Here is a 22515-nt window from a genome sequence, read left to right as displayed (position 1 = left end):
ACGCCCCCCACCCCGTACAACGGACCCGGGCGCACCGACCGCACCACCGGCCGGGCCCCCGGCCTGCTGCGCCCCGAGCGGGTGCGGCCCAGCAAGCTGGGGCACGCGGTCCTGGGCACCCCCGACCCCCGGGCGACCGCCGCCTTCTTCGGCGACGGCCTCGGCTTCCGGACCAGCGACTCGCTCGGTGACGCCGGATCGTTCCTGCGCTGCACGACCGACCACCACAACCTCCTGGTGCTCAAGGCGCCCGTGCCCTTCCTGCACCACACCTCCTGGCAGGTGGACGACGTCGACGACATCGGGCGCGGCGCCATGGCGATGCTGGAGGACCACCCCGAACGCCATGTCTGGGGCTTCGGCCGCCACCACATAGGCTCCAACTTCTTCTGGTACCTCAAGGACCCGGCGGGCAACTTCACGGAGTACTACTCCGACATGGACTGCATCGTCGACGACCAGCTCTGGGACCCGGAGGTCTTCGACGTCAACGAGAGCTTCTTCAGCTGGGGCCAGCCGCCCCCGCCCTCGTGGATCGCGCCCGAGGACATGGCCGCGCTGATGACCGGCACCCACCGGGCCTGACCGCGCCCCTGCCCGGGCGCCGCCCGCGACGGCGCCCGGGCGGGCGGCAAAACCGGAGATCGCCCGCAGTGGCCGTTAACGTCGCCCTGTGAGCCATGAAGACGAGGACGCCACCGTGCCCCGAGTCCTGATCGTCGACGACCATCCACTGTTCCGCAGCGGTCTGAAGGCCGCCCTGGAGAGCACCGGCGGCACCGACGTGGTCGCCGAGGCCGCCACCGCCGCCGAGGCGCTGGAGGCCGTGGCGCGGGAGACACCGGACGTCGTCGTCATGGACCTGGCCCTGCCCGACGCCTCCGGCATCGACGTCACCCGGCAGCTCGGCGGCCTCCACCCCGGGCTTCCGGTGCTGATGCTCACCATGTCCGACGACGACGGCAGCCTGCTGGCCGCCCTCCAGGCCGGTGCCCGCGGCTATCTCGTCAAGGGCGCGGGCGCCGGGGAGGTGCTGCACGCGGTCCGCACGGTGGCCGCGGGCGGCGCGGTCTTCGGCCCGCAGACCGCGGCCCGACTCACCGCGCTGCTGCGCGAGGGCCGCCACCACGACGCCGAGCAGCTCTTCCCGGCGCTCACCGCGCGCGAGGCGGAGGTGCTCGAACTCATCGCCCGGGGCCTGGACAACCGCCGTATCGCCCGGCACCTGGTGCTGTCGGAGAAGACGGTCCGCAACCACGTCACGCACATCTTCGACAAGCTCCAGGTCACCACCCGCGCCGAGGCCGTCGCCAGGGCGCGGGACGCGGGCCTGGGGGACGAGGACTGAGGGAGCGCCGCGGTGGACGAGAGGGCAGCCGTACGGGGCGGGCATCCGGCGCCGGCCCTCACCGCGTACGGCCTGACCCTCGCCGCCGCGGTGACCTGGGCCGTCCTCGCGCTCGCCCACCTGGACGACGCGCGGCTGACCCCGTACATCCTTCCCCGCGGCGTCCCGGTCGTCGCCGCGACCGGCGTCGTCCTGCTGGGCGCCTTCATGACGGCCCATCACTCCCGCAGCCTCCTGGGACCGCTCCTGGTCGCCACCGGCACGGCCAACGTCCTCGCGGACGCGTGCCTGATCGCGGTCACCGTCACCGACGCCCCCCACGGCCTGGGCGCCACCCTGGCGGTCTACTCCCGGCTCTCCTACGCGCTGGCCGCGTTCACCTTCTACGCGCTGCCGCTGTATCTGCCGAGCGGCGAACTGCCCCGGCACCGGATCTGGCGGCTCTACCTCGTCCTGGTCGCCGGGTGGAGCCTGGTGCCCGCCTACACCGACCCCGTCCCCTACCTCGTGCCCGATCCCTTCGCCCGGGGCGCCTGGCAGCGGGTGCGCACGGCCCTGCTCGACCATGTCTCCGTCGTCCCGTTCACGACCGTCCTCCTGCTGACCGGCCTCACGGTCATGGCCGTGCGCTGGTACCGCACCCCCGACCGCCGGCAGATCGTCCCCGTCCTGCCGTACGTGCTGTGGCTGGTCTTCCTCTACGTCAACCGCGTCGCCCCGCCGTCCGGCGCCCTGTGGTCGTACGCGTACGCCGTGGCGTTCCTGTGGCCGTTCTGCGCGATCTGGGGCATCAGCCGCGACCGTTCGGGCCAACTGGACCGGGCCACCCGCAAGATGCTGGGCTCCCTGCTGCTCACCGCCGCCCTCATCGCCGTGTACACCGTGGTCTCCCTGCTGGTCCTGCGCGCCCTGCCCGGCGGACTGAGCACCCAGGCCCTGGTGTCGGGCACCGTGGGACTGGCCGCCGGAGCGCTGCTGTATCCCTGCGCCCGCCTGGCGGTACGGGTGGTGGACCGCGTCTACTACGGCGACCGGGCCCGCCCCTACCACGTCGTACGCGCCCTCTCGCGGCGGCTCAGCCAGACCGCCGCGCCCGCGCAGGCCCCGCGGCTGCTGTGCGACACCGTGGTGAGCACCCTCAACCTGCCCGGGGCCGAGGTGGTGGTCGACACCCGGGGCGGTCCGCGCACGCTGGCCGCCGCCGGGGAGCCGGTGCCCGGCTCCCACGGCTTCCCCCTCACCTACGAAGGCGGTGTCTTCGGCCGACTGCACGTGGCGCCCCGGGCCGGCCAGCGGGTGCTGGACCGCCAGGACGAGGAGGTGCTGCGCTCGCTCGCCGACCAGGCGTCCCCCGCGCTCGCCTCCGTACGCCTCTACGAGGACCTGCGGGCGGCCCGCGAGCGCCTGGTGGTGACGCGGGAGGAGGCGCGCCGCGCCCTGCGGCACGATCTGCACGACAGCCTCGGCCCCGCCCTGTCGGGAGCCCGGCTCCAGATCGACACCGCGCGCTTCACCGTACCGGACGGTTCCGCCGCCGCCCGGCCGCTGGAGACCGCCTCCGAGGGCATCGGGCAGGCCATCGCCGAGCTCCGGCAGATCTCTGCCGGTCTCGCACCGGCCGCGCTGGACCGCAACGGGCTCGACGGCGCCCTGCGCCAGTTGGCGGACCGGTTCGGCCAAAGGCTCCCGGTGGACGTGTGCTTCAGCCCCGACCCGCTGCCGCATCTGCCGGCCGCCGTGGAGGTGGCCGTCTACCTCATCGGGGGCGAGGCGCTCAACAACGTCGTACGTCACTCCGGGGCCGGGGCCGCCGGGCTGCGCGTGCGGGTGGTGCCGGACGAGGTGGTCATCGAGGTCAGCGACGACGGGCACGGGCTGGTGGAACACCGGTCGGGCGACGGGGTGGGCATCCGGTCCATGCGGGAGCGGGCGGCCGAACTCGGCGGGCGTCTCGCCCTCGCCCCGGGCCCGGACGGCGGTCTGCTCGTCAGGGCGTCGTTCCCGCCGGTGGCGGGCCCGTTCCCGGGGTGACGGCGCGGGGGTGCGCGGTCGCTCAGGTGTGCCCCTTTCGGGTGAAGAAGACCCTCCGCCGGGCCGGGTAGAAACTTTCCATGGCCCCCACACGCCGCCTGTTCGCGTCCCTGCTCGCCCTGTTCTGCCTCGCCGTCGCGGTCCCCGCCCGGGCGGGCGCCGGGGCACCCGGGGACCCGGCCGTGGTCACCACGGACGCGGGACGCGTACGCGGTTCCGTCACCGACGGCGGCGGCCGTGCCTTCCTCGGCATCCCGTTCGCCGCGCCGCCGGTGGGGGAGCGGCGGTGGCGGGCGCCCCGGCCGGTCACCCCGTGGCCGGGCGTCCGGGACGCGGACCGGTTCGCCGGTGCCTGCGCCCAGCAGGCCCGCCCGGTCGTCGGCGGCTCCGAGGTCACCGACGAGGACTGCCTCTACCTCAACGTCTTCACCCCGCCCGGGGGCGGCGGGGGCAGGCCCGTCCTGGTGTGGTTCCACGGCGGCTCCTTCGTCTCCGGCACCGCCGCCCACTACGACGCCTCCCGGCCGGCCCGGGCCGGCGGCCTGGTCGTGGTGACGGCCAACTACCGGCTCGGCGCCTTCGGATACCTGGCCCATCCGGGGCTGACCGCCGAGGCCCCGGACACCGGTTCCGGCGACTACGGCCTCCTGGACCAGCAGGCCGTGCTCCGCTGGACACGGGCGAACGCGGCGGCCTTCGGCGGCGACCCCGCCAAGGTCACGGCCGCCGGGCAGTCCTCGGGCGGTCTCAGCGTCTGCGACCACCTCGCGGCGCCCGGCTCGCGCGGCCTGTTCGCACGCGCCGTCATCCAGAGCGCGCCGTGCGGTGTGGCGTCCCGCCCGTCGGCCGAGGCGACCGCGGCGGGGCGCACCTTCGGGGCCGGGGCGGGCTGCCCGGGCGACGCCTCCGCCGCCGTGACCTGCCTGCGCCGCAAGTCCGCCGCCGACCTGCTGAAGGCGCCGACCAGCGGCGCGGCCCCGTGGTGGCCGGTGTCCGGCACGCCCGTGCTGCCGGTGCCCCCCGACCGGGCCATCGCGGCGGGGGACCACGCCAAGGTCCCGGTGCTGATGGGGAGCACGCTGGACGAGGGCACCATCGGCGCGCTCATCGTGGAGTCCGGCGGAGTGCGTCTCAACGCGGTCAGCTACCCCGTCGTCCTGACCTCGCTCTTCAAGGAGGACGGGCCGCGGGTCGCCGCGCGCTACCCCGCGTCGCGGTACGGCGGCGACTACCGGCTGGCCTTCGGCGCCGCGTTCGGCGACCACCTCGTCGCCTGCCCCACCCGGGAGTCCGCTCGCCGACTGGCCACCGCCACACCCGGCCGCGTCTTCGCGTACGAGTTCGCCGACCGGTTCGCGCCCGTCCTGTACAACACCCCGCCCGGCTTCCCGCTGGGCGCCTACCACGGCGCCGAGATCCCGTATCTGTTCCGCTATCTGGCCGCGCCCGAGCCCCGCTTCGATGCGGCCCAGACCCGGCTGGCGCAGGCCATGACGGCGTTCTGGTCCCGTTTCGCCGACACCGGGGCCCCGGGCCCCCTCACCTGGCCGGCCACCGCCCCGGCTCCCTACCGGCCGCTCTCGCTGGCCCCGGACGCGATCGCCCCGCGCACCGACTTCGAGACGGCCCACCAGTGTGCTTTCTGGGCCACGGTCGAGCCCCCGGGCTCACAGGGCCCGGTGCGGTGAGGACCCGGCCGGAAGCAGCCGGCCCGCGGCGGTGTACCACCGCCGGGCCAGAACCACGGCCAGCGCGATCTCCACCAGGTCGCCGCCGTAGTACATCGCCTCCGCCGCGCGGGCCAGATCGTGGGCGGGGAAGGCCGTGCCGGGCGGGGAGGTGCCGTAGAGGGTCTTGGCGAGGACCGCATGGGCGGTGGCCGCCGCCACCAGGGTGGCGGCGCGCAGCGGCAGGCCGTACCGGTGGCGTACGGGGTCGAGTTGGCAGAGGGTGAAGGTGAACAGCAGCCCGGCGGCCAGGACATGGGTGGAGACGGCGGCGTGCAGCCACGGGTGGTCGTGGAGGCGGGCGAAGAGGCCGGTGCGGTAGAGCAGCCACAGACCGCCCACGTCGAGCACCGCGGCCACCGGCGGCAGGAACAGCGGACCGAGGGGGCGCGAGCGGACCACGGCCAGCAGACCGCGCCGCGCGCGCCCGGCCGGCAGGGCCCGCAGGGCGAGGGTCACCGGACGCCCCAGCACCATCAGCAGCGGCGCCACCATGCCGATGACCAGGTGCTGGACCATGTGCGCGGTGAACTCGCCGCCCGGCAGCGGCACCAGCGCGACCACGACCAGGCTTCCCTGACCCGTGGTGAAGGAGGCGTCCCGCACCCACGGCCACGCGTCCCCCCGGCGCCTCAGCCGCCGCGCGGCCAGGAGGTATCCCGCCGCCGCTGCGAGGGCGAGCACGGTGGCCAGGGCCGCCGGGGCGCCCATGGCCTGTTCGCCGTGCGCGGGCGTCACCGACGCGGCTCCAGGCCCTCCGCCGCCTCGGTCCCGGGCGCCTCACGCGTGCTGGAGCGCCTCACCAGCACCGCGCCCACGGCCAGGAGGATCACGGCCAGTACGTTCCACGTCCAGTCGTAGGGGACCAGGTCGACGTGGTAGCGGATCTGGTGCAGCTTGAGCAGCTTGTGCTGGACCGTCCCGTCGTAGAGCTGGAAGAACCCCGCACCCAGCAGGATTCCGCCGGTCAGGCCCACTCCGGAGAGCGCCCCGCGCCGCCGCAGGTCCGCCACCAGCATCAGACCGGTGACGACGGCCAGCCAGCCGAAGGCGTGGAAGAGGCCGTCGGAGACCAGCCCCGCGCCCGGGGTGGACTTGTCGTAGAAGTGGTGCCAGTGCAGAAGCTGGTGGAACACCGTCTCGTCGACGAACGCGGCGATCCCGACCCCGATGAGCACCCCCGACCACACCGAGCGCTTCGGGCGGACCATCCCGTAGTCCGGCGGCGGCCGGCGACGGGGAGCCGGGGTCGAATGGGTAGCCACAGGCGGCCTCCTGACAGGGAGTGGGACCGTGCTCTCCCCCTCCTACCCTTCCCGTCCGCACCAACCGCCGCGCCACAGTTCGCGGCGGCACGGTTCAGCCAGGCGGATCAGGCCACGGGTACGACGACGTCCGCGCCGAGGCCTCGGGTGGGCGACTCGGCGCGGTGCGGGCGTTGGCACAGGGCGTGCCGGTGGGCGGGGCCTACTCCTCGAAGTACGCGTTCAGTACTTCTTCGAGCTGCTCGGACCACCGGTCGAGGCTCGCCCGGTCGTCGGCCTGGACGTCGTTGCGGAACCAGCGCGGCCGGGGCAGATGCACGGTGATCGTGAACCGGCGGGTCCAGCGGGAGGTCGCGTACTCGACGGCGCTCAGCTCGTCCCAGCCGAACTCGGCCTCCTCACCGTCCAGGGACAGCCGGATTCCGGAGCGGTCGGCGGTGATGGCGCCCCGCCGGTCGGACACGGAGAAGACGGGCCCGTCATCGGCCGCGCCGGGACCGGGGCGTTCGGGAGCGGGATCGTCGGCCTCGGCGTCCGGCGCCGGTGCGGCGGCTGCGCCGGGCGCGTCCTCCACATCGTCCGTCACCACGCCTTCCGCGGCGGCGTCTTCGGGCTCGGACTCCGGCTCGGCCCCGTCCCGCCGGTCCGCGGGCGCTTCCGGCGCCGGGGCAGGCGCGGGCATCAGCCCGGGGACGTGCGCCGGGTTCAGGGCGGCGGCGTTCAGGGCGGCGTTGAGGGCGGTCGGCTGGTCATCTGTTCGCTGGTCCACGGCGCGAAGTATGTCGAACAGAGCTGTGTGAGAGCCATAAGGGGGTCCTCATCTCCCCGGTTCCGGGACATCCGATCTGTCTGGGAGTCGCCGTTCCCGACCGCTGAGCGAGACAGCGCGCGGCCTGCCGCTGGCCCGCCCGGGCGGCGCGCCCGCCGCTTCCCGGCGCGCCCGGTCTCCACCCACCCGTGGGCCTCGCACAGTGGGCGGGTGAGCGAGACGACACAGGGCGGGGCCGCCGGCGGTACGGTCGACGGGGCGGAGCAACACCGCGCGGGCTGGTTCGAGCTCTTCTTCGACCTGGTCTTCGTGGTGACGGTCAGTGTGCTCGCGCAGGGGCTGCGGGGGGACCCGGGCCCGGCCGAGTTCGGGACGTTCCTGGTGCTGTTCTTCCCGGCGTGGTGGGCGTGGGCGAACCTGACCGTGACGGTCAACCTCTTCGGCTCGGCCTCGCCCCGTGTGCAGGGGATGCTGCTCGCGGCGATGCCCCCGCTCGGGCTGATGGCCGCGGCGTCCCCGGCCGGCCTGGGCAACCGGGCCTGGGCGTACGCGCTGGGGGCCGCCTGGGTGCGGCTGGTGCTGTTCCTCATCTGGTTCGGCCACGCCCGCCGCCCGGGCAGCCCGCTGCCGCTGTGGCGGCCCCTGCTGTACTGCCTGGTGCCCGCCGCGCTGTGGGCGGTCTCGGCCGTACTGCCGAGCGGTGGGCGGTTCGCGGTGTGGGGAGTGGCGATCGCCATGGAGATGGCGCTGCTCGCGATCCGGGCGGGGATGGGCACCGCGCCGTACGAGCGCATGTCGGTGGAGCATCTGGTCGAGCGGATCGGCCTGTTCGTCGTGATCGTGCTCGGCGAGAGCGTCTTCACGGTGGTCGTCACCTTCGGGGAGCACTTCACCGCCGCCTCCGGCGCGACCGCGCTGTTCTCCTTCGTGGTCGCCGCCGAACTCGGCCTGATCTTCTTCGTCTGGGGAACGGGAGCCGCCGAGCGCGGTCTGAGCCGGGCCCAGTCGGGCCGGGCGACCGAGGTCATACGGGACACCGTGATGTATCTGCCGTTCGTGCTGGTCTGCGGGATCACCGTGCTCGCGGCGGCGCTCGGCACCGCGGTGGCCGAGCCCCACGGCGTACTGCCCGGGGGCGCCGCGTGGGCGCTCTGCGGCGGCCTCCTCGCCTTCTACAGCGCGAACGCGGCCATCTCCACGCGCTACGGGGACGGGCTGCGCCAGGTACTGCGGTGGTACGTGCCCTGCCTCGTCCTCACCCCGGGCATGCTGCTGCCCGCCGTCCTGCTGCTGCCCGCGTGGGGCGCGGTGGCCTGCGCGGCGGCCCTGGTCTTCCTGCTCGCCAAACTGGCCCGGTGGCACACCCGGAACGGGCCGGTACCGGGGTGACGCGGCGTCACCGGCAGCCGAGCGGCTGTTCCCGGCCGCCGCGGTCACGTCCTCGGCGCGTACTCGAACCGCTCGAACGGCCATGCCGAGGACAGCCACACGGCCACCGCGTCGTGGAGCGGCCCGTCAAGGCCGCCGCGGTCGGCGCGCACCCAGGAACTCACCTGTGCCACCCGGCTGTCCGTGCTCGACGGATAGATGTACACACAGCCGATCACCTCGTCCCCGTCGTCCAGGACGGAGTAGGTGAAGCCGGTCCGCCGCGCGAAGTCCTCCGCGTGCTTGTCCAGATCGCGGAGGTTCTCCTCCAGGCTCATGCCGGCGGGCGGCGGCCAGTCGCGGTTCCGGAAGCCGGGGGTGGCGCGGATGTGGTCGACGCTCGACGTCCAGGCCGCGTGATCGGCCTCGTTGTGCCGCCCGTTCAGGGGCTCCAGTCGGAACCCCGTACCGGACAGACTCTCGGGGACGACGAAGCCGGGCGGGACGAAGGTGCTGGTGGACATGGCGCGGAGCCTACCCGGCGGCCACCGGCGGCCACCGGCGGGCAGCCGCGAGCAGGCAGGGCCGGCCCCGGGCGACAGCGCGGGCTCGGGGTACGGACAGGGGCCGGAGCATTGATGAGCAGGCCGGACGGGGGCTGCGCATCAATCGGTCGGGCGGTGGAATCGACGGGTCGAGCCCGGTACCGCCGCCCACGGGGGTGGCGCGGTGTCCGGCAGGGCGCGCGTCCGGTCCGTCAAGGGCCGCGCACCCCGGATCAGCGGCACCGGTGCCGTCGACGACGAGGTGGCCGGGGCCCTGCTTGCCGGTCCCGGCCACCGTTCGTAGCCTGAAGAACATGTGATCACTGAATGGGGACACGGTGGGACGCAGTGAGAAGCCGATCGGTCCGGCGGGCGGACCCGTACGGCAGTTCGCCCAGGAACTGCGGCGCCTGCGCCTGGAGGTGGGCAGCCCGACGTACCGGGAGATGGCCCGCCGGGTGGAGTACTCCGCCGCCGCCCTGTCCCGCGCGGCCTCCGGTGACACTCTGCCCTCGCTCGCGGTGGCACTCGCCTATGTGACGGCCTGCGGCGCCGATCCCGGCGGCTGGGAAATGCGCTGGCAGGAGGCTTCCCGGCGGGAGGCCTGCCGGATCCGGGAGGACGACGAGAGCGCCGTGCCGCCCTTCCGGGGGCTCGCACGGTACGAACCCGCCGACGCGGGCCGGTTCTTCGGACGCGACCGGCTCACAGCCGAGCTGGCACGGACGGCGTTGGAGCATCGCGTCACGGCCGTCCTCGGCCCGTCCGGCAGCGGCAAGTCGTCCCTGCTGCGCGCCGGGCTGATCCCTCGATTACGCGACACACGGGAACCCGGCAACCGGTCCGCCGCCGTCCGGATCCTCACCCCGGGACCGCACCCCGCCCGCGACCACGGAGGGGTCTTCGTCCCGGACGCCGCCGAGGGGGACACCTGGCTGATCGTGGACCAGTTCGAGGAGGTCTTCACCCTCTGCCACGACCCGGACGAGCGCAATCGGTTCATCGCCCTCCTGATGGGCGCCCGCGACCCCGCGAGCCGGCTGCGGGCGGTGCTGGGGATCCGCGCCGACTTCTACAGCCACTGCCTCGAACACCCCGACCTCTCCGCCGTCGTCCACGAGGCGACCCTGCCCGTCCGGCCGCTGACCCCCGCCGAGTTGCGCGACGTGGTCCTCAAGTCCACCGCCGCCGAGGGGCTGATCGTCGAACGTTCCCTGACCGCCCGGGTGCTGGAGGAGGCGACCGCCGAACCCGGCAGCCTGCCCCTGCTCTCCCACGCCCTGCTCGAGACCTGGCGCCGCCGCCGGGGGCGCACCCTGTCCCTCCAGGCGTACGAACTGGCCGGGGGGCTTCACGGGGCGATCGCCCAGAGCGCCGAGCACGCGTACGCCCAACTGCCGGACGGCCAGGCGGAGGTGGCCCGGCAGATCCTGCTGCGGCTGATCACCCCCGGCGACGGAACCCCCGACACCCGGCGCCCCGCCGCCCGCGAGGAGCTGGAGGCCGTCCACGCCGTGCACGCCGGTCCCGTCCTGGAGCGGCTGGCCCGGGCCCGTCTGATCACTCTGGACGAGCAGCGTGTCGACCTGGCCCACGAGGCCCTCATCACCGCCTGGCCGCGGCTGCGCCAGTGGATCGAGCGGGACCGCGACCGGCTGCGCGCCCACCGTCAGCTCGCCGAAGCCGCCCAGGACTGGCACGACCTGAACCGGGACTCCGACGCCCTGCTGCGCGGTGCCCGTCTCGCCCAGGCGCGGGCCGCCTTCGGCACGGCGGACCGGCGGATCGACCTCACCACCGTCGAAGAGGCGTTTCTGACCGCGAGCGGCCGTGCGCACCGCCGGACCCGTCTGATACGGCGGGCGGTCACCTCCGCCCTCTCCGTCCTCGTCGTCCTGGCGGTGGTCGCCACCAGCGTCGCCTGGCAGCAGGGCCGCGCCCGCGACCAGCAGCGCGACCAGTCGGCCGCCCGCAGCACCGCCGCGCTCGCGCAGAGCTATGTGAAGTCCGACCCGCAGACCGCCATGCGGCTGAGCCTCGCCGCCTGGAAGTTCGCGCACATCCCGGAGGCGCGCGCCGCCCTGGTCGCCGCGGCCTCCCGGCCCGACCAGGACACCGACGCCGGTCCCGGCCCGGACCCCGATCCCACCGCTCTCCGCTTCCTCGACCGCTACGGCCGTACGCTGACCGTGTTCGTCGGGGGCGCCGCCGTACGGCGCGACGTCGACAGCCATCGCACGCTGTCGTCCGTTCCGCTGCTGGGCGAGGGGCTGGACGTGACCCCGGACGGCCGGACCGTTCTGCTGAAGAGCAGGGGAGAGCTCCGCCTGTGGCACGTCGGTCAGTTCCCGCGAGAACTGCCCGCCCTCCCGGGATCCGTCCTGACCGTCGGCGGCTTCCAGGGCGACGGCCGGGCCCTGGTGCTCACCGACTCCTACGGCACCCCGTCCCTCCGCGTATGGGACGTCGCCGCCCGGCGCCCGCTGTTCACGCACACCCCGGGACACCCGCTGGACGTGCGGCGGGTGGCGGTCGGACCGGACGAGCGCCTGCTCGCCCTGTGCCCGGAGGGCGACCGGCTCGAAGTCTGGGACATGGCGGCGAAGCGCACCCTGCCGCTGCCGCGCGCCCTTGACGCCCACGCCCGCTGTCCCGCCGCCGGCGACTTCCACCGTATGCGGTTCACCCCCGACGGACACGGCCTGACCGTCATGGACGGTACGGGTGTGCGCACCTGGAACCTGGCCACCGGCCGTCAGGAGCTCGCCGTCGAGCAACACGGCCTGAAGGAGGCGGAGTTCAGCGCCGACGGACGGCTGCTCGTGGCCGTCGCCGGGAAGGAGATCCTGATGTGGCGCACGGCCGCCCCGTCGGCGCCGGTCTTCCGCTACCCGCTCGGGGACGAGGAGGCCAGGAGCGTGCGGCTGGACACCGAACGCGGGCTGCTGCGCTTCCTCGGCGGTCACGGCACGACCGCGGTCCGGACGTTGGACGTGCGCGGCGTCGTGCGTGCGGCGGCGGTCGAGGACCCGGTGGGCCGCGCGGTGTTCAGCCCGGACACCCGCATCCTGGCGACCTCGGTGCGCCATGGCTCCCGTGTGGCCTTCCAGATCCGTGACGGGGCGAGCGGAAAAGTCATCGCCGGCCTGCCGTCCCGTACCTGCCCGGCGGACACCGACGCCTGCGGCGGCGCCATGGCGTTCAGTGCCGACGGCCGGACGCTCGCCTACGGCGTGGTGAGTCCGCTGCAGCCGCTGCCGCGCCAGGAGATCACGCTGCTCGACACGGAAACGCGCCGGACGAAAGCCGTCGTCGATCTCACTTCCCCCGGGAAACCGCGCCAGCGGACCCTGGACATCGCCCTCGACCCCAGGGGAAGGACACTGCTGGCCGTCCGGGAGACGGAGGAGCACAGGATCCTGGAGCTCTGGGACGTCCACAAGGGCGCGTTGGCGAAGGTGGCCGACAATGCCGGGACCGGCTTCCCGTTCCCGCCGACCGGGAACGAGGCCATCACCGTGGGCGGTTACGTCACCGACCTGAGGACCGGGCGCACCACCCTGCACCCGCACTCCCCGGACATGCTGGGCGTCACGGCCCGCGGCGGCGGACTGATGGCTTCGGGGGAGGCCTCCTACCCACAGATCATGGTGTGGGACGAGAGCGGACGAGGGGACGGGGCGCCCTTCACGCTCAGGGCGGACGACACCGGGCCACCGAGCAGTGATTTCGCCCAGTTCTCCGCCCTCGCGCTCTCCGAGGACGGGCGGACCCTGGCTGCCGCGAGCTCGGACGGGCTGCTGCAACTGTGGGACACCCGCACTCGGCGCGCCCTCGGGGCGGCCCTGCCCACGCACGGCGACGTGATCCAGTCCCTCGCCTTCGCCCCGGACGGCCACACTCTGTACGCGGCGGGCCGTCTCATCCCCTGGCACTCCTACCCGCTGGCTCCCCAGGACCTCTCCGCCGATCTCTGCCGGCGCGTCGGCAAGGAGTTCAGCAGGAAGGAATGGCACGAGCTGATCCCGGAGGTCGGCTACCGCAGGCTCTGCTGAGGCCGGCAAACGGCCGTCGCACCACCGATGAGTTTCCGGAGGCCCGGTGGTCTCATGAGGCAGACCGCAACGGCGTCCTTTCTGGAGGAACATCATGAGGAAGATCACGGCTGGCCTCTTCATCTCGCTCGACGGGGTCGTGGAGGCGCCGGACCAGTGGCACTTCCCGTACTTCGACGACGAGATGGGCGAGGCCGTCGGTGCGATGCTCGGCACCGCCGACACCATCCTGTTCGGCCGCAAGACCTACGACAGCTTCGCCGGGGCGTGGCCGGAGCGGGAGGCGGCCGGGGGTGAGGACGCGGGCTTCGCGAAGACGCTCGGCGACGCCCGCAAGATCGTCGCCTCGCGCCGGAAGCTGGACTTCACCTGGCGCAACTCCGAGCAGCTCCAAGGCGATCTCGTCGAGACCGTCACCGCCCTGAAGAACGGCCCCGGCGGCGACATCTCGCTCAGCGGCTCGATCTCGGTGGTCCGCCAGCTCCTGGCGGCCGGCCTCCTCGACGAGCTGCATCTGCTGGTGCACCCCCTGGCGGTGCGCAAGGGCATGCGCCTGTTCGACGAGGGCGAGTCCGCGATCCCGTTGAGGCTGCTCTCGTCCAAGGCGTTCGGGACGGGCGTGCTGCACCTGGTGTACGCACCGGCCGGCTCGACGGGAGAGGGCACGTACGCCGACGCGAAGACGCATCTGCCCCAGGACGACCAAGCGTGACACAGGCCGCCGCGTAGGGAGTTCACAGGCCGGAGCGGGCCGCCTCCGGCCGCGGCACGCTGATGGCCAGGACCGCCGTGTCGTCGTCCACGCCCGGCCCGAGCGTGGTGAGCAGATCGCGGACGGCGGCGACGGCTCCGGGCGCGGTCGTCGGGCCCAGGGCGCCGGCGAAGGCGAGGAGGGCGTCGTCGCCGTAGCGGTCGCGGCGGCGCTCCCCTTCCGCGGCGGGCGCGGTACGGGCCTCGGTGAGGCCGTCCGTGTGGAGCAGCAGGGTGTCGCCGGGGGCCAGGCGCAGGGTCCTGGTGGCGATGTGCGGGTGGGGCAGCACGCCGATGAGCTGGCCGCCCGGCATGTGCGCGTACTCGGCGCCCCCGTCCGCGCTCATCAGCAGCGCCGGAGGATGGCCGCCGCCGGCCAGGGTGATGCGGAAACCCTCCCCGGCACCGCCCGAGAAGGTGAGCAGCCCGAAGACGACCGTGCAGAACCTGGGGTCGGCGCCGTGGTACTCGTGGTTGAGGACCGTGTTGAGGTTGGTGAGCACGGCGGCCGGGTCGGGGTCGTAGACGGCAGCCGCGCGCAGGGTGTAGCGCACCAACGAGGTGACGGCCGCCGCGCCGGCGCCCTTCCCGCAGACATCGCCCAGGAACAGGCCCCAGGTGCCCGCGGAGAGGGGGAACAGGTCGTAGAAGTCGCCGCCGACCCTGTCCGCGGAGGCGATGTGGTAGTGCGCGGCCACCTCCAGGCCCGGCACCCGCGCCAGCGCCGACGGCAGGAGGGTCTGCTGGAGGGTGGTGTTGAGGCGCTTGAGCTCCTCGCGCTCGCGTTCCGCCTCCCGGCGCGCGCGCAGCAGCTCCTCCTCGTACTTGCGGCGGTCGCGGGCGTCGAAGACGGTGGTGCGGATGAGCAGCGGCTGTCCGTTGCCGCCCGTCTTGACCGTGGACGTCACCAGCACCGGCAGACGGCTGCCGTCGGCCGCCCTGAGCTCCAGCGCGATCCCGCTGATCTCCCCCTGCATACGCAGGAGGGGAGCGTAATGGGTCTCGTGGTAGAGCCGGCCACCCACCGTGAGCAGGTCGGAGAAGGACCGCTCACCCACCAGGTCGCCCCGCTCGTACCCCAGCCAGTCCAGCAGCGTCGTGTTGACCTTGGCGATCGTGCCGTCCAGCAGGGTGGAGAGGTACCCGCACGGCGCATGCTCGTACAAGTCCTCCGCGCTGTCCTCCAGCAGGGCGGCGAACGCCGTGTGGTCGTCGGCCGGCCGCTCCCGGCGAACGGGCTCCCCGCCGTCGGCGGCCGGGCACATCAGCGGTCCGCCCCCGCGAAGGCGGCGATCGCGGCGGCCGTCTCCTCGGGGGCGGCCAGCTGGGGGCAGTGCCCGGTCGCGTTCAGCGTGATCAGTCGGCTGCCGGGGATCCGCGCCTGGACGAAGGCGCCGACCTCCGGGGGCGCGATCGCGTCGCTGGAGCACTGGGCGACCAGGGTGGGCACGGTGACCTTGGCGAGGTCCGCGCGGTTGTCGGAGAGGAACGTCACCCGGGCGAAGACGCGGGCGATGTCCGGATCGGTGCGGCAGAAGCTGTTGGTCAGCTCCTCGCCCAGCTCCGGACGGTCGGGATTCCCCATGATCACCGGTGCTATCGCGCCCGACCAGCCCAGATAGTTCGCGTCCAGCGACTCCAGCAGCTCATGGATGTCCTCGGCGCTGAAGCCGCCCCGGTAGCCGTGCTCGGGATCGTCGATGAAGGACGGGGACGGGGCGAGCAGCACCAGACCGGAGAACGCCTCCGGCTCCCACGCGGCGGCCAGCACGCCCATCATCGCGCTCACCGAATGCCCCACGAAGGTCACCGGCCCGAGAGCCAGCTCGCGGCAGATCTCCAGTACGTCCTGGGCGTACCCCTCCATGGAGGAGTACCGCTCCCGGCTCCACGCGGACAGATCGGACCGTCCCGCTCCCACGTGGTCGAAGAGCACCACGGTGAAGTCTTCCTCCAGCAGTGGCACCACCAGCCGCCACATGTTCTGGTCACAGCCGAAGCCGTGCGCCAGCATGACCACCGGCCCCCCGGCCCGGCCGGTCACCGTCACATGATTCCTGCCGAGTACGGTCATACCGACCATCCTCGCAGATCGCCCCTTCCGAGCCCGGAACAGCTGGTTCCGACGGGGGACCCCGGCGGCCCGGTCTCAGTTGTTGACGTAGGTGAGGCTGGTCGCGTCGTAGCGGGTGCCGGCGATCTGCTCCGCCGGGGCGGCGGCCTCGATGGCGGCGAGGTCCTGCGGGGACAGCTCGATCGCCAGGGCCGCGAGGTTCTCCTCCAGGTACGTGCGGCGCCGGGTGCCGGGGATCGGCACCACGTCCTGGCCCCGGTGCTGGACCCAGGCCAGGGCGAGCTGCCCGGCGGTGATCCCCTTGGCCTCGGCCAGCTCGTTCAGCTTCGCCACGATCGCCAGGTTGCGCTCCAGGTTGCCGTCGGCGAAGCGCGGCTGGGTGCGCCGCACGTCGTTGGCGTCCAGCTTCTCCACCGAGCTGTACTGACCGGTCAGGAAACCGCGGCCGAGCGGCGAGAACGGGACGATGCCGATGCCGAGCTCACGGCAGACCGGGGCGATCTCCGCCTCCAGGTCACGGGTCCACAGCGACCACTCGCTCTGCAGCGCCGCGATCGGGTGCACCGCGTGCGCCCGCCGGATGGTGTCCGCGCCGGCCTCGGAGAGCCCGAGGTGGCGCACCTTCCCCTCCCGCACCAGCTCGGCCATGGCGCCGACGGTCTCCTCGATCGGTACGGACGGGTCGACCCGGTGCTGGTAGTAGAGGTCGATGTGGTCGACGCCGAGCCTGCGCAGCGACGCCTCGCAGGCCTGCCGCACGTAGGCGGCGTCGCCGCGGATCTGGATGGGCTCGCCCAGCCGGTTGGCGAAACCGAACTTCGTGGCGAGTACCACCTCGTCCCGCGGTCGCCCGGCGATGGCCCGCCCGATCAGCTCCTCGTTGTGCCCGGAGCCGTAGAAGTCGGAGGTGTCGAGCAGGGTCACCCCGAGGTCCAGGGCGTGGTGCAGGGTCGCGATGGACTGGGTGTCGTCCGTGGCGCCGTAGCCGTGGCTCATGCCCATGCAGCCCAGGCCCTGCGCGGCGACCGCCAGGGTGCCGAGGTGGCGGGTGGGGAGAGCGGGAACGGTGGTCATGGCGCTGCCTCCTGAAGTCGATCCTGAAGTCGAAACGATCTGTTCAGGACGCTAGGTGCTGGAGTGCGCTCGAAGTCAACCGCCGATCCGGCGGGCTCCTGCCGGCCCGGACCGTGGACCGAGTTCGCACACCGTCCGACGATCCGACCAAGTCCGCCGCTCGTGTCGCCCGGGGACGGGCGTCGTTGTCCAGGCGGGTGAAGCAATTCCGCTTCGTCGTGCACCGTGTACCACCAGGGGATCCATCATGCGTGTTATCCGTCCGTTCGCCGTCTCTCTCGTCGGGCTGGGCATGGCCCTCACCGTCTCCGCGGGAACCGCGGTCGCCTCGAAGGGTCCGTTCACCTTCCAGAGCGCGGGCCGGGTGTTCTACGTGCAGGACGTGCCGGACGGTAAGTGCTTCACGATGTCCCAGGGGTCCACCGCTCCCCACAACGGGACGGGGTCGGTGGCCACGGTGTTCACCGGCAAGCAGTGCAAGGGCCGGGCGACCAGGGTCGCTCCCGGCGGGCAGGCCCCGAAGGGGCTGCGCTTCCTCAGCGTCCGGTTCGGCCGGTAGCGGTCGCCAGGGCGGGGCGGCCCGTCCTCGCGGCGTAGCGCGGCGGTGGTGCGGACGGCATCAGCGGCACAGCGTCGTTACGCGCCGCATGTGCGACAGCTTCGCCGGGTTGCGTACCGAGTACAGCCCGCTGATGAGGCCGTCGTCGATGCGGACCGCCACGACCGTGTCGACCTCGCCGCCGACCCGCAGGACGAGCGCCGGGTAGCCGTTGACGTGGGCCGGGCGCAGCGACGGCGCGCTGAACCTGCCGAGCCGCGCCAGCAGTCCGGCCACGTCGCGGGCCCCGGTGACGGGGTGCGGGATCGCCTGTCTGACTCCGCCGCCGTCGCCCATGAAGACGACGTCCGGGGCGAGGATGTCGAGCAGGCCCCGCAGATCGCCCGTCGCGGCGGCCCGCTGGAACGCCTGGAGCGCGTCGCGGGTCTCGGCCGGGGACACCGTTCCGCGGGGCCGGCGCGCCGCGACGTGGGCGCGTGCCCGACGGGTGATCTGACGGACCGCTGCCGGGCTCTTGCCGACGGCCTCGGCGATCTCCTCGTACGGGAGGTCGAACACCTCACGCAGTACGAACACCGCCCGCTCGGTCGGGGTGAGCGTCTCCAGCACCAGCATCATCGCCATCGAGACGCTGTCGGCCAGCTCGATGTCCTCCGCCACGTCGGGCGCGGTGAGCAGCGGCTCGGGCAGCCAGGTACCGACGTAGGACTCCTTGCGACGGCCGAGCGTACGCAGCCGGACCAGCGACTGGCGGGTGGTGATCCGCACCAGGTACGCACGGGGGTCCCGCACCGCCGCGAGCTCCACGCCCGCCCACCGCAGCCAGGTCTCCTGAAGGACGTCCTCCGCGTCGGCGGCCGAGCCCAGCATCTCGTAGGCGACGGTGAACAGCAGGTTGCGGTGGGCGACGAACGCCTCGGTGGCACGGTCCGCGCGCCTGTCCTCCACGGGTACGCCGACCGTGTCCCCGCTCCGCTCGTGCTCGCTCTCCACCGGCCGCTCCCGTCTGTTCGTCCTCGATGCCGCCATGCGCACAGGACACCGGCCGCACCGGTTCTGTGACAGCCCTCCGCGGTGGCCCTCGTCACACCGCTCCCGCGTCACAGGGAACGGGCCACCGGCATCTCTTGGTCGTCAGTTACGACACCACATGTGAGGACGACGTCATGGAACCCCGTTTCCACCTGTTCGAGAACGAGTTCGGCGCCAAGTTCGCCAAGCGGTTCGCAGGCGCCGGCATGCTGCTCCAGAAGTCGTCGCTGCCCGCCTCCACGCAGGAGCTGGTGGCGCTGCGCACCAGCCAGATCAACGGCTGCGGCTGGTGCATCGACGTGCACACCAAGGAGGCGGCGGCGGCCGGGGAGAGCGCGGTCCGGCTCAACCTGGTCGCGGCCTGGCGCGAGAGCACCGTGTTCACCGAGGCGGAGCAGGCCGCGCTGGCCTTCGCCGAGGAGGGCACCCGGCTCGCGGACGCCCACCAGGGCGTGTCGGACGAGACCTGGGCGCAGGTGCGCAAGCACTACGACGACGACCGGATCGCCGCGCTCGTCGCGCTGACCGCCCTGGTCAACGCCGCCAACCGGCTGGCCGTGACGGTCCACCAGCAGGGCGGCTCCTACGAGGTCGGCATGCTCGCGACCGCGTTCAACTGACCGGTACCGGTACTGGTCTGCGGCCCGGCCCCGGATCGTACGGTCCGGGGCCGGGCCCTCGCGCGTCGGGGCCGCCGCGTCAGACTCCGCAGCAGGTCCGGGTCGGCCAGGGTGGTGTGGAGCGCGTCGCTGGTCAGGCCCGGGCCGGGGAAGGGCGCGACGGCGACCACGTACAGGCCCGCCGCCCGGGCGGAGCGCACCCCGATCGCCGAGTCCTCCACCGCCACCGCGCCTCGGGGCTCCACGCGCAGCCGTTCGCAGGCGGCGCGGTAGAGGTCGGGGGCCGGTTTGGGGTGCTCCACGTCGTCGCTGCCCAGGACGAGCGCGAACGCGTCGGCCAGGCCGATGTGTCCGAGGTGCCGCAGGACGGCGTGGCGCGGGGAGTTGGAGACCACCGCCAGCGGGCGGCTCGTGGCCAGCCGCGCGACGAACTCGACGGCGCCCGGCATGGCGCTGACGCCCTCGGCGAGACCGGCCTCCACGAGCTCGCGGACCTCGCGGGCCAGCGCCTCGTGGGCGGCCGGTCGGCCGAGCAGCCGGCCCAGCGCCCGGCCCAGCTCCGGCAGGTGCAGACCGACCAGGGCGAGCCGCTCCGTATCGGGCAGCGACACCCCGTGCCGGGCGCAGACGGCCGCGCAGGCGCGGTCCCAGTGGACCTGGGTGTCGACGAGGGTGCCGTCGCAGTCCAGGACCACGGCGTCGGTGGGCGGCAGGCGCTCGCCATGGGTCCGCTCCATCGTCAGGCACCCGCTCCCATCGAGCCCGTGCGCCGGCCCCGCCGGGCCATCAGACGGAACATCCAGGTGGCCGCGGTGAGCCAGCCGGCGCCGAGCAGCACCGCCCAGCAGGCCGGGACCAGGGCTTCGGCGGCCCCCGCACCGGCGACGACGGAACGGATCGCCTTGAGCGTCTGGGTGAGGGGGATCGCCTGCGCCACCGCCCGTACCCAGTCGGGCCAGTACGAGGTCGGCACCTGGACCCCGCAGACCGCCATCATCAGCAGATAGGTGGCGTTGGAGACGATGTTGCGGGCGCCGTCGGCGTTGAAGGCCACCGCCGCGACGAACAGACCGAAGCAGTAGGTGCTCGCCGCGGTGAGGACGACCAGGGCCGTCACGGGGGCGATCTGCCCCGCCTGCCAGTGCACCCCGAAGGCCGGTCCCAGGGCGAAGAGGGCGGCCAGCGAGGTGGCCGTCCCGCTGACCGGCCACTGCAGGCTCCGGCCGATGAACACCCAGGAGAGCGGGGCCGGGGCCGCGCTCAGCAGGGTGAGCGTGCCGACCCGCCGCTCCCAGGTGGTCGAGACGATGACCATCATCGACTCGATGACACAGGTCATGACGGCGTTGCCGACGAGGAGGTAGCGGGTCTGCTCGGCGGAGCCGATGACATGGCCGAAGAAGGCGAAGAAGGTGACCTGGGCCAGCATCCGGCCCAGCCAGCCGAACGTCCACGTCTTCCAGGTGTACATGGCGCGCATGTCGGCCAGCGCGTTGACGGCGCTGTAACGGATGATGCGCGCGGGCTCGGTGATCGATGTCGTCAGGCTCATGAGTGGGACAGCGTTCCTAGTCGGCGGACCCGGCGCAGCACGCGGTGCAGCAGCGCCGTCCCGATCAGATAGCTCGCGGCGCCCAGCGCCAGGACGGCGGCCAGCCGGGCGGCCACGTCCTGCGGCGCCGGTGCGGCCAGACTGTCGCGCAGCAGGTCCCCGCTCCAGGACAGGAAGATCACGTGGGAGGCCGGCCGGAGCCAGAACGGCAGCATCGCCACGGGGATGAGGACGCCGCTGAGCAGGTAGAACGGGTAGGTGAGGGTGTTCTGCACCGTCCGTGCCGAGGGCATCAGGATGAACAGCGGGGAGAAGATGGTCGCGGTCGCCGCCATCGCCAGCGCGGTCACCACCAGGCACACGGCGAACACCAGCGGGTGACGCACCGCCAGCCACCGGTCGAAGACCAGCCCGGCGACCAGCCACGCCTCCGCGAACGAGAGCAGACCGAGGGTGGTCACCGCGCAGATCCGCCCGATCACCAGGGTGGACAGCCGGGCCGGTACGGCGATCAGCGCTTCCAGGGTGCCGGACCTGCGTTCGTCGCCGATCAGCTCCCCGGCGATGAACAGCGCCAGCGTCCACAGCGACATGAGGGTGGGCGACACGATGGCGAACGGGGCGAGGTCGGGCCGACCCGCGTGCTCCGAGATGGCCATGAAGACCAGCGTGAACAGCGGCGCGGTGACGCAGATCTGGAGGGTGTCCGGGGCGCCCAGGGCGACGCGGAGCTGGAACCGGAAGCCGGTGAGGAAGATCCGCATCAGCCGACCGCCATCCCGCGGTCGCCGATGAGGTGGAGATAGGCGTCCTCCAGGTTGGGGCGCTGGGTGGAGAGTTCGCACACCCCGGCCTCCACCAGGAGCCGCAGTACGGTACGGGTCACCGACGAGTCGGCCGTCTCCACCCGCAGCCGGCCGGACGGTTCGGCCTCGACGGCGAGGACGCCCTCCAGCGCGGCGAGCGCCTGCCGTGTCGCGGCGGGAACGCCGCCGGCGACCACGCGCTCGTGCCGGGGTACCACCCGGCCGATCTCGGCGGGTGTCTCGGTGAGCAGCACACGCCCCCGGTCGATCATCGTCACCAGGTCGCAGACCGCCTCGGCCTCGGCCATGTCGTGGGTGGTCATCAGCACGGTCCTGCGCTCCGCGCGCATCTCCCCGACGAGGCCGCGGAAGTCGCGGGCGGCCACCGGATCCATGCCCACCGTGGGTTCGTCCAGGAGCAGCACCTTCGGGTCGCCCACCAGGCCGCGGGCCAGGTGCAGCCGCTGCTTCATCCCGCGGGAGAAGGTGTCGACGCGGTCGCCCGCGCGGTCGGCGAGACCGAGGCGCTCCAGCAGCTCGTCGACGCGCAGCCGCAGCGCGGGGCCGTGCAGGCCGTACATGGCGGCCCAGAAACGCAGGTTCTGCCGGGCGCTGAGCCGTCCGTACAGACCGCGGTCGCCGCCGAAGACGATCCCGATGTCCCGGCGGACGGCCGCCGCGTCCGTGCCGACGTCGTGCCCGAGCACGCTCGCGGTGCCGGAGGTCGCCTCCAGCACGGTCGAGAGGATCTTGCACAGGGTGGTCTTGCCGGCGCCGTTGGGGCCGACCAGGCCGTGCACCTCACCGGCCTCGACGGTCAGGTCCACGTCCGTGAGGGCGTGGGAGCGCCGGGCGCCGGCCCGGCCCTCGCCGTAGTCGCGGCACAGCGCACGTGTCTCGATCGCACTCATCGGGGTCCTTCGGGCAGGTGGGGGAGGGC

21 protein-coding genes are annotated in these 22515 nt (G+C 73.3%); 9 read left to right on the top strand and 12 right to left on the bottom strand.

Annotated features, from left to right (window positions below; translation table 11 throughout):
• From ACJA3G_RS07815 to ACJA3G_RS07800, 4 genes are all read left to right on the top strand, one after another.
• Positions 1–585: VOC family protein (locus ACJA3G_RS07815; protein WP_406552143.1), on the top strand; the 585-nt coding region annotated here is incomplete at its 5' end.
• 88 nt (positions 586–673) lie between these two features.
• Positions 674–1348: a response regulator gene (locus ACJA3G_RS07810; RefSeq protein ID WP_406552142.1), complete on the top strand. Its 675-nt coding sequence runs from the start codon at positions 674–676 to the stop codon at positions 1346–1348.
• A 12-nt stretch (positions 1349–1360) separates the two neighbouring features.
• Positions 1361–3379, top strand: a complete 2019-nt coding sequence (locus ACJA3G_RS07805) for a histidine kinase (RefSeq protein ID WP_406552141.1) — start codon at positions 1361–1363, stop codon at positions 3377–3379.
• A gap of 80 nt (positions 3380–3459) precedes the next feature.
• Positions 3460–5067, top strand: a complete 1608-nt coding sequence (locus ACJA3G_RS07800; RefSeq protein ID WP_406552140.1) for a carboxylesterase/lipase family protein — start codon at positions 3460–3462, stop codon at positions 5065–5067.
• Here the strand turns inward: ACJA3G_RS07800 and ACJA3G_RS07795 are convergent.
• The 3 genes from ACJA3G_RS07795 to ACJA3G_RS07785 form a co-directional block, all read right to left on the bottom strand.
• Entirely contained in the window at positions 5047–5844 is a 798-nt protein-coding gene (locus tag ACJA3G_RS07795) for a cytochrome c oxidase assembly protein (protein WP_406552139.1), read from the bottom strand. The two genes, ACJA3G_RS07800 and ACJA3G_RS07795, sit on opposite strands and share 21 nt — an antisense overlap.
• Entirely contained in the window at positions 5841–6371 is a 531-nt protein-coding gene (locus ACJA3G_RS07790) for a DUF2243 domain-containing protein (protein WP_406552138.1), read from the bottom strand. The genes ACJA3G_RS07795 and ACJA3G_RS07790 overlap by 4 nt, the downstream gene beginning before the upstream one ends.
• Positions 6372–6573: 202 nt before the next feature.
• On the bottom strand, positions 6574–7140 hold the full coding sequence (locus tag ACJA3G_RS07785) for a hypothetical protein (protein WP_406552137.1): 567 nt from the start codon (positions 7138–7140) through the stop codon (positions 6574–6576).
• A 210-nt stretch (positions 7141–7350) separates the two neighbouring features.
• Between ACJA3G_RS07785 and ACJA3G_RS07780 the strand changes: the two genes are divergently transcribed.
• Positions 7351–8529 (top strand): low temperature requirement protein A, encoded by a 1179-nt coding sequence (locus ACJA3G_RS07780; RefSeq protein WP_406552136.1) that lies wholly within the window; start codon positions 7351–7353, stop codon positions 8527–8529.
• 44 nt (positions 8530–8573) lie between these two features.
• Here ACJA3G_RS07780 and ACJA3G_RS07775 read toward each other — a convergent pair whose 3' ends face one another.
• Positions 8574–9032 carry an N-acetyltransferase gene (locus tag ACJA3G_RS07775; RefSeq protein ID WP_406552135.1) on the bottom strand — a complete coding sequence of 153 codons (459 nt, stop codon included), beginning with the start codon at positions 9030–9032 and terminating at the stop codon, positions 8574–8576.
• Between the two features lie 359 nt (positions 9033–9391).
• Between ACJA3G_RS07775 and ACJA3G_RS07770 the strand changes: the two genes are divergently transcribed.
• Both ACJA3G_RS07770 and ACJA3G_RS07765 read left to right on the top strand, forming a co-directional pair.
• Positions 9392–13108 (top strand): hypothetical protein, encoded by a 3717-nt coding sequence (locus ACJA3G_RS07770; RefSeq protein ID WP_406552134.1) that lies wholly within the window; start codon positions 9392–9394, stop codon positions 13106–13108.
• Between the two features lie 94 nt (positions 13109–13202).
• Positions 13203–13820, top strand: coding sequence for a dihydrofolate reductase family protein (locus ACJA3G_RS07765; protein WP_406552133.1), 618 nt, complete (start codon positions 13203–13205; stop codon positions 13818–13820).
• 22 nt (positions 13821–13842) lie between these two features.
• Here ACJA3G_RS07765 and ACJA3G_RS07760 read toward each other — a convergent pair whose 3' ends face one another.
• From ACJA3G_RS07760 to ACJA3G_RS07750, 3 genes are all read right to left on the bottom strand, one after another.
• The gene (locus tag ACJA3G_RS07760; protein ID WP_406552132.1) at positions 13843–15123 is read right to left on the bottom strand and encodes a SpoIIE family protein phosphatase; all 1281 of its coding nucleotides are present in this window, start codon (positions 15121–15123) and stop codon (positions 13843–13845) included.
• The gene (locus ACJA3G_RS07755; RefSeq protein ID WP_406552131.1) at positions 15123–15932 is read right to left on the bottom strand and encodes an alpha/beta fold hydrolase; all 810 of its coding nucleotides are present in this window, start codon (positions 15930–15932) and stop codon (positions 15123–15125) included. The genes ACJA3G_RS07760 and ACJA3G_RS07755 overlap by 1 nt, the downstream gene beginning before the upstream one ends.
• 75 nt (positions 15933–16007) lie before the next feature.
• Entirely contained in the window at positions 16008–17006 is a 999-nt protein-coding gene (locus tag ACJA3G_RS07750) for an aldo/keto reductase (protein ID WP_406552130.1), read from the bottom strand.
• Between the two features lie 247 nt (positions 17007–17253).
• Between ACJA3G_RS07750 and ACJA3G_RS07745 the strand changes: the two genes are divergently transcribed.
• Positions 17254–17565: a hypothetical protein gene (locus tag ACJA3G_RS07745; protein WP_406552129.1), complete on the top strand. Its 312-nt coding sequence runs from the start codon at positions 17254–17256 to the stop codon at positions 17563–17565.
• Between the two features lie 60 nt (positions 17566–17625).
• Here the strand turns inward: ACJA3G_RS07745 and ACJA3G_RS07740 are convergent, their stop codons facing one another.
• Entirely contained in the window at positions 17626–18558 is a 933-nt protein-coding gene (locus ACJA3G_RS07740; protein WP_406552128.1) for an RNA polymerase sigma-70 factor, read from the bottom strand.
• A gap of 173 nt (positions 18559–18731) precedes the next feature.
• On the opposite strand from ACJA3G_RS07740, the gene ACJA3G_RS07735 reads away from it, so the two are divergent.
• The gene (locus tag ACJA3G_RS07735) at positions 18732–19217 is read left to right on the top strand and encodes a carboxymuconolactone decarboxylase family protein (RefSeq protein ID WP_406552127.1); all 486 of its coding nucleotides are present in this window, start codon (positions 18732–18734) and stop codon (positions 19215–19217) included.
• On the opposite strand, the gene ACJA3G_RS07730 is transcribed toward ACJA3G_RS07735, so the two are convergent.
• The 4 genes from ACJA3G_RS07730 to ACJA3G_RS07715 are packed head-to-tail and all read right to left on the bottom strand — an operon-like array spanning position 19181 to position 22486.
• Positions 19181–19954 (bottom strand): HAD family hydrolase, encoded by a 774-nt coding sequence (locus tag ACJA3G_RS07730; RefSeq protein ID WP_406552126.1) that lies wholly within the window; start codon positions 19952–19954, stop codon positions 19181–19183. The two genes, ACJA3G_RS07735 and ACJA3G_RS07730, sit on opposite strands and share 37 nt — an antisense overlap.
• A 2-nt stretch (positions 19955–19956) precedes the next feature.
• Positions 19957–20769: an ABC transporter permease gene (locus ACJA3G_RS07725; RefSeq protein WP_406552125.1), complete on the bottom strand. Its 813-nt coding sequence runs from the start codon at positions 20767–20769 to the stop codon at positions 19957–19959.
• Positions 20766–21533 (bottom strand): ABC transporter permease, encoded by a 768-nt coding sequence (locus ACJA3G_RS07720; RefSeq protein WP_406552124.1) that lies wholly within the window; start codon positions 21531–21533, stop codon positions 20766–20768. Before ACJA3G_RS07720 ends, ACJA3G_RS07725 begins: the two co-directional genes overlap by 4 nt.
• On the bottom strand, positions 21533–22486 hold the full coding sequence (locus ACJA3G_RS07715) for an ABC transporter ATP-binding protein (RefSeq protein ID WP_406552123.1): 954 nt from the start codon (positions 22484–22486) through the stop codon (positions 21533–21535). Before ACJA3G_RS07715 ends, ACJA3G_RS07720 begins: the two co-directional genes overlap by 1 nt.
• Positions 22487–22515 lie beyond the last annotated feature (29 nt).

Origin of the sequence: Streptomyces sp. YS-3 (genome assembly GCF_045257485.1) — a bacterium.
In the GTDB taxonomy this organism is placed as follows: domain Bacteria; phylum Actinomycetota; class Actinomycetes; order Streptomycetales; family Streptomycetaceae; genus Streptomyces.
The sequence above is the reverse complement of the archived record's forward strand: the minus strand, read 5'-3'. Positions and strand labels throughout refer to the sequence as shown.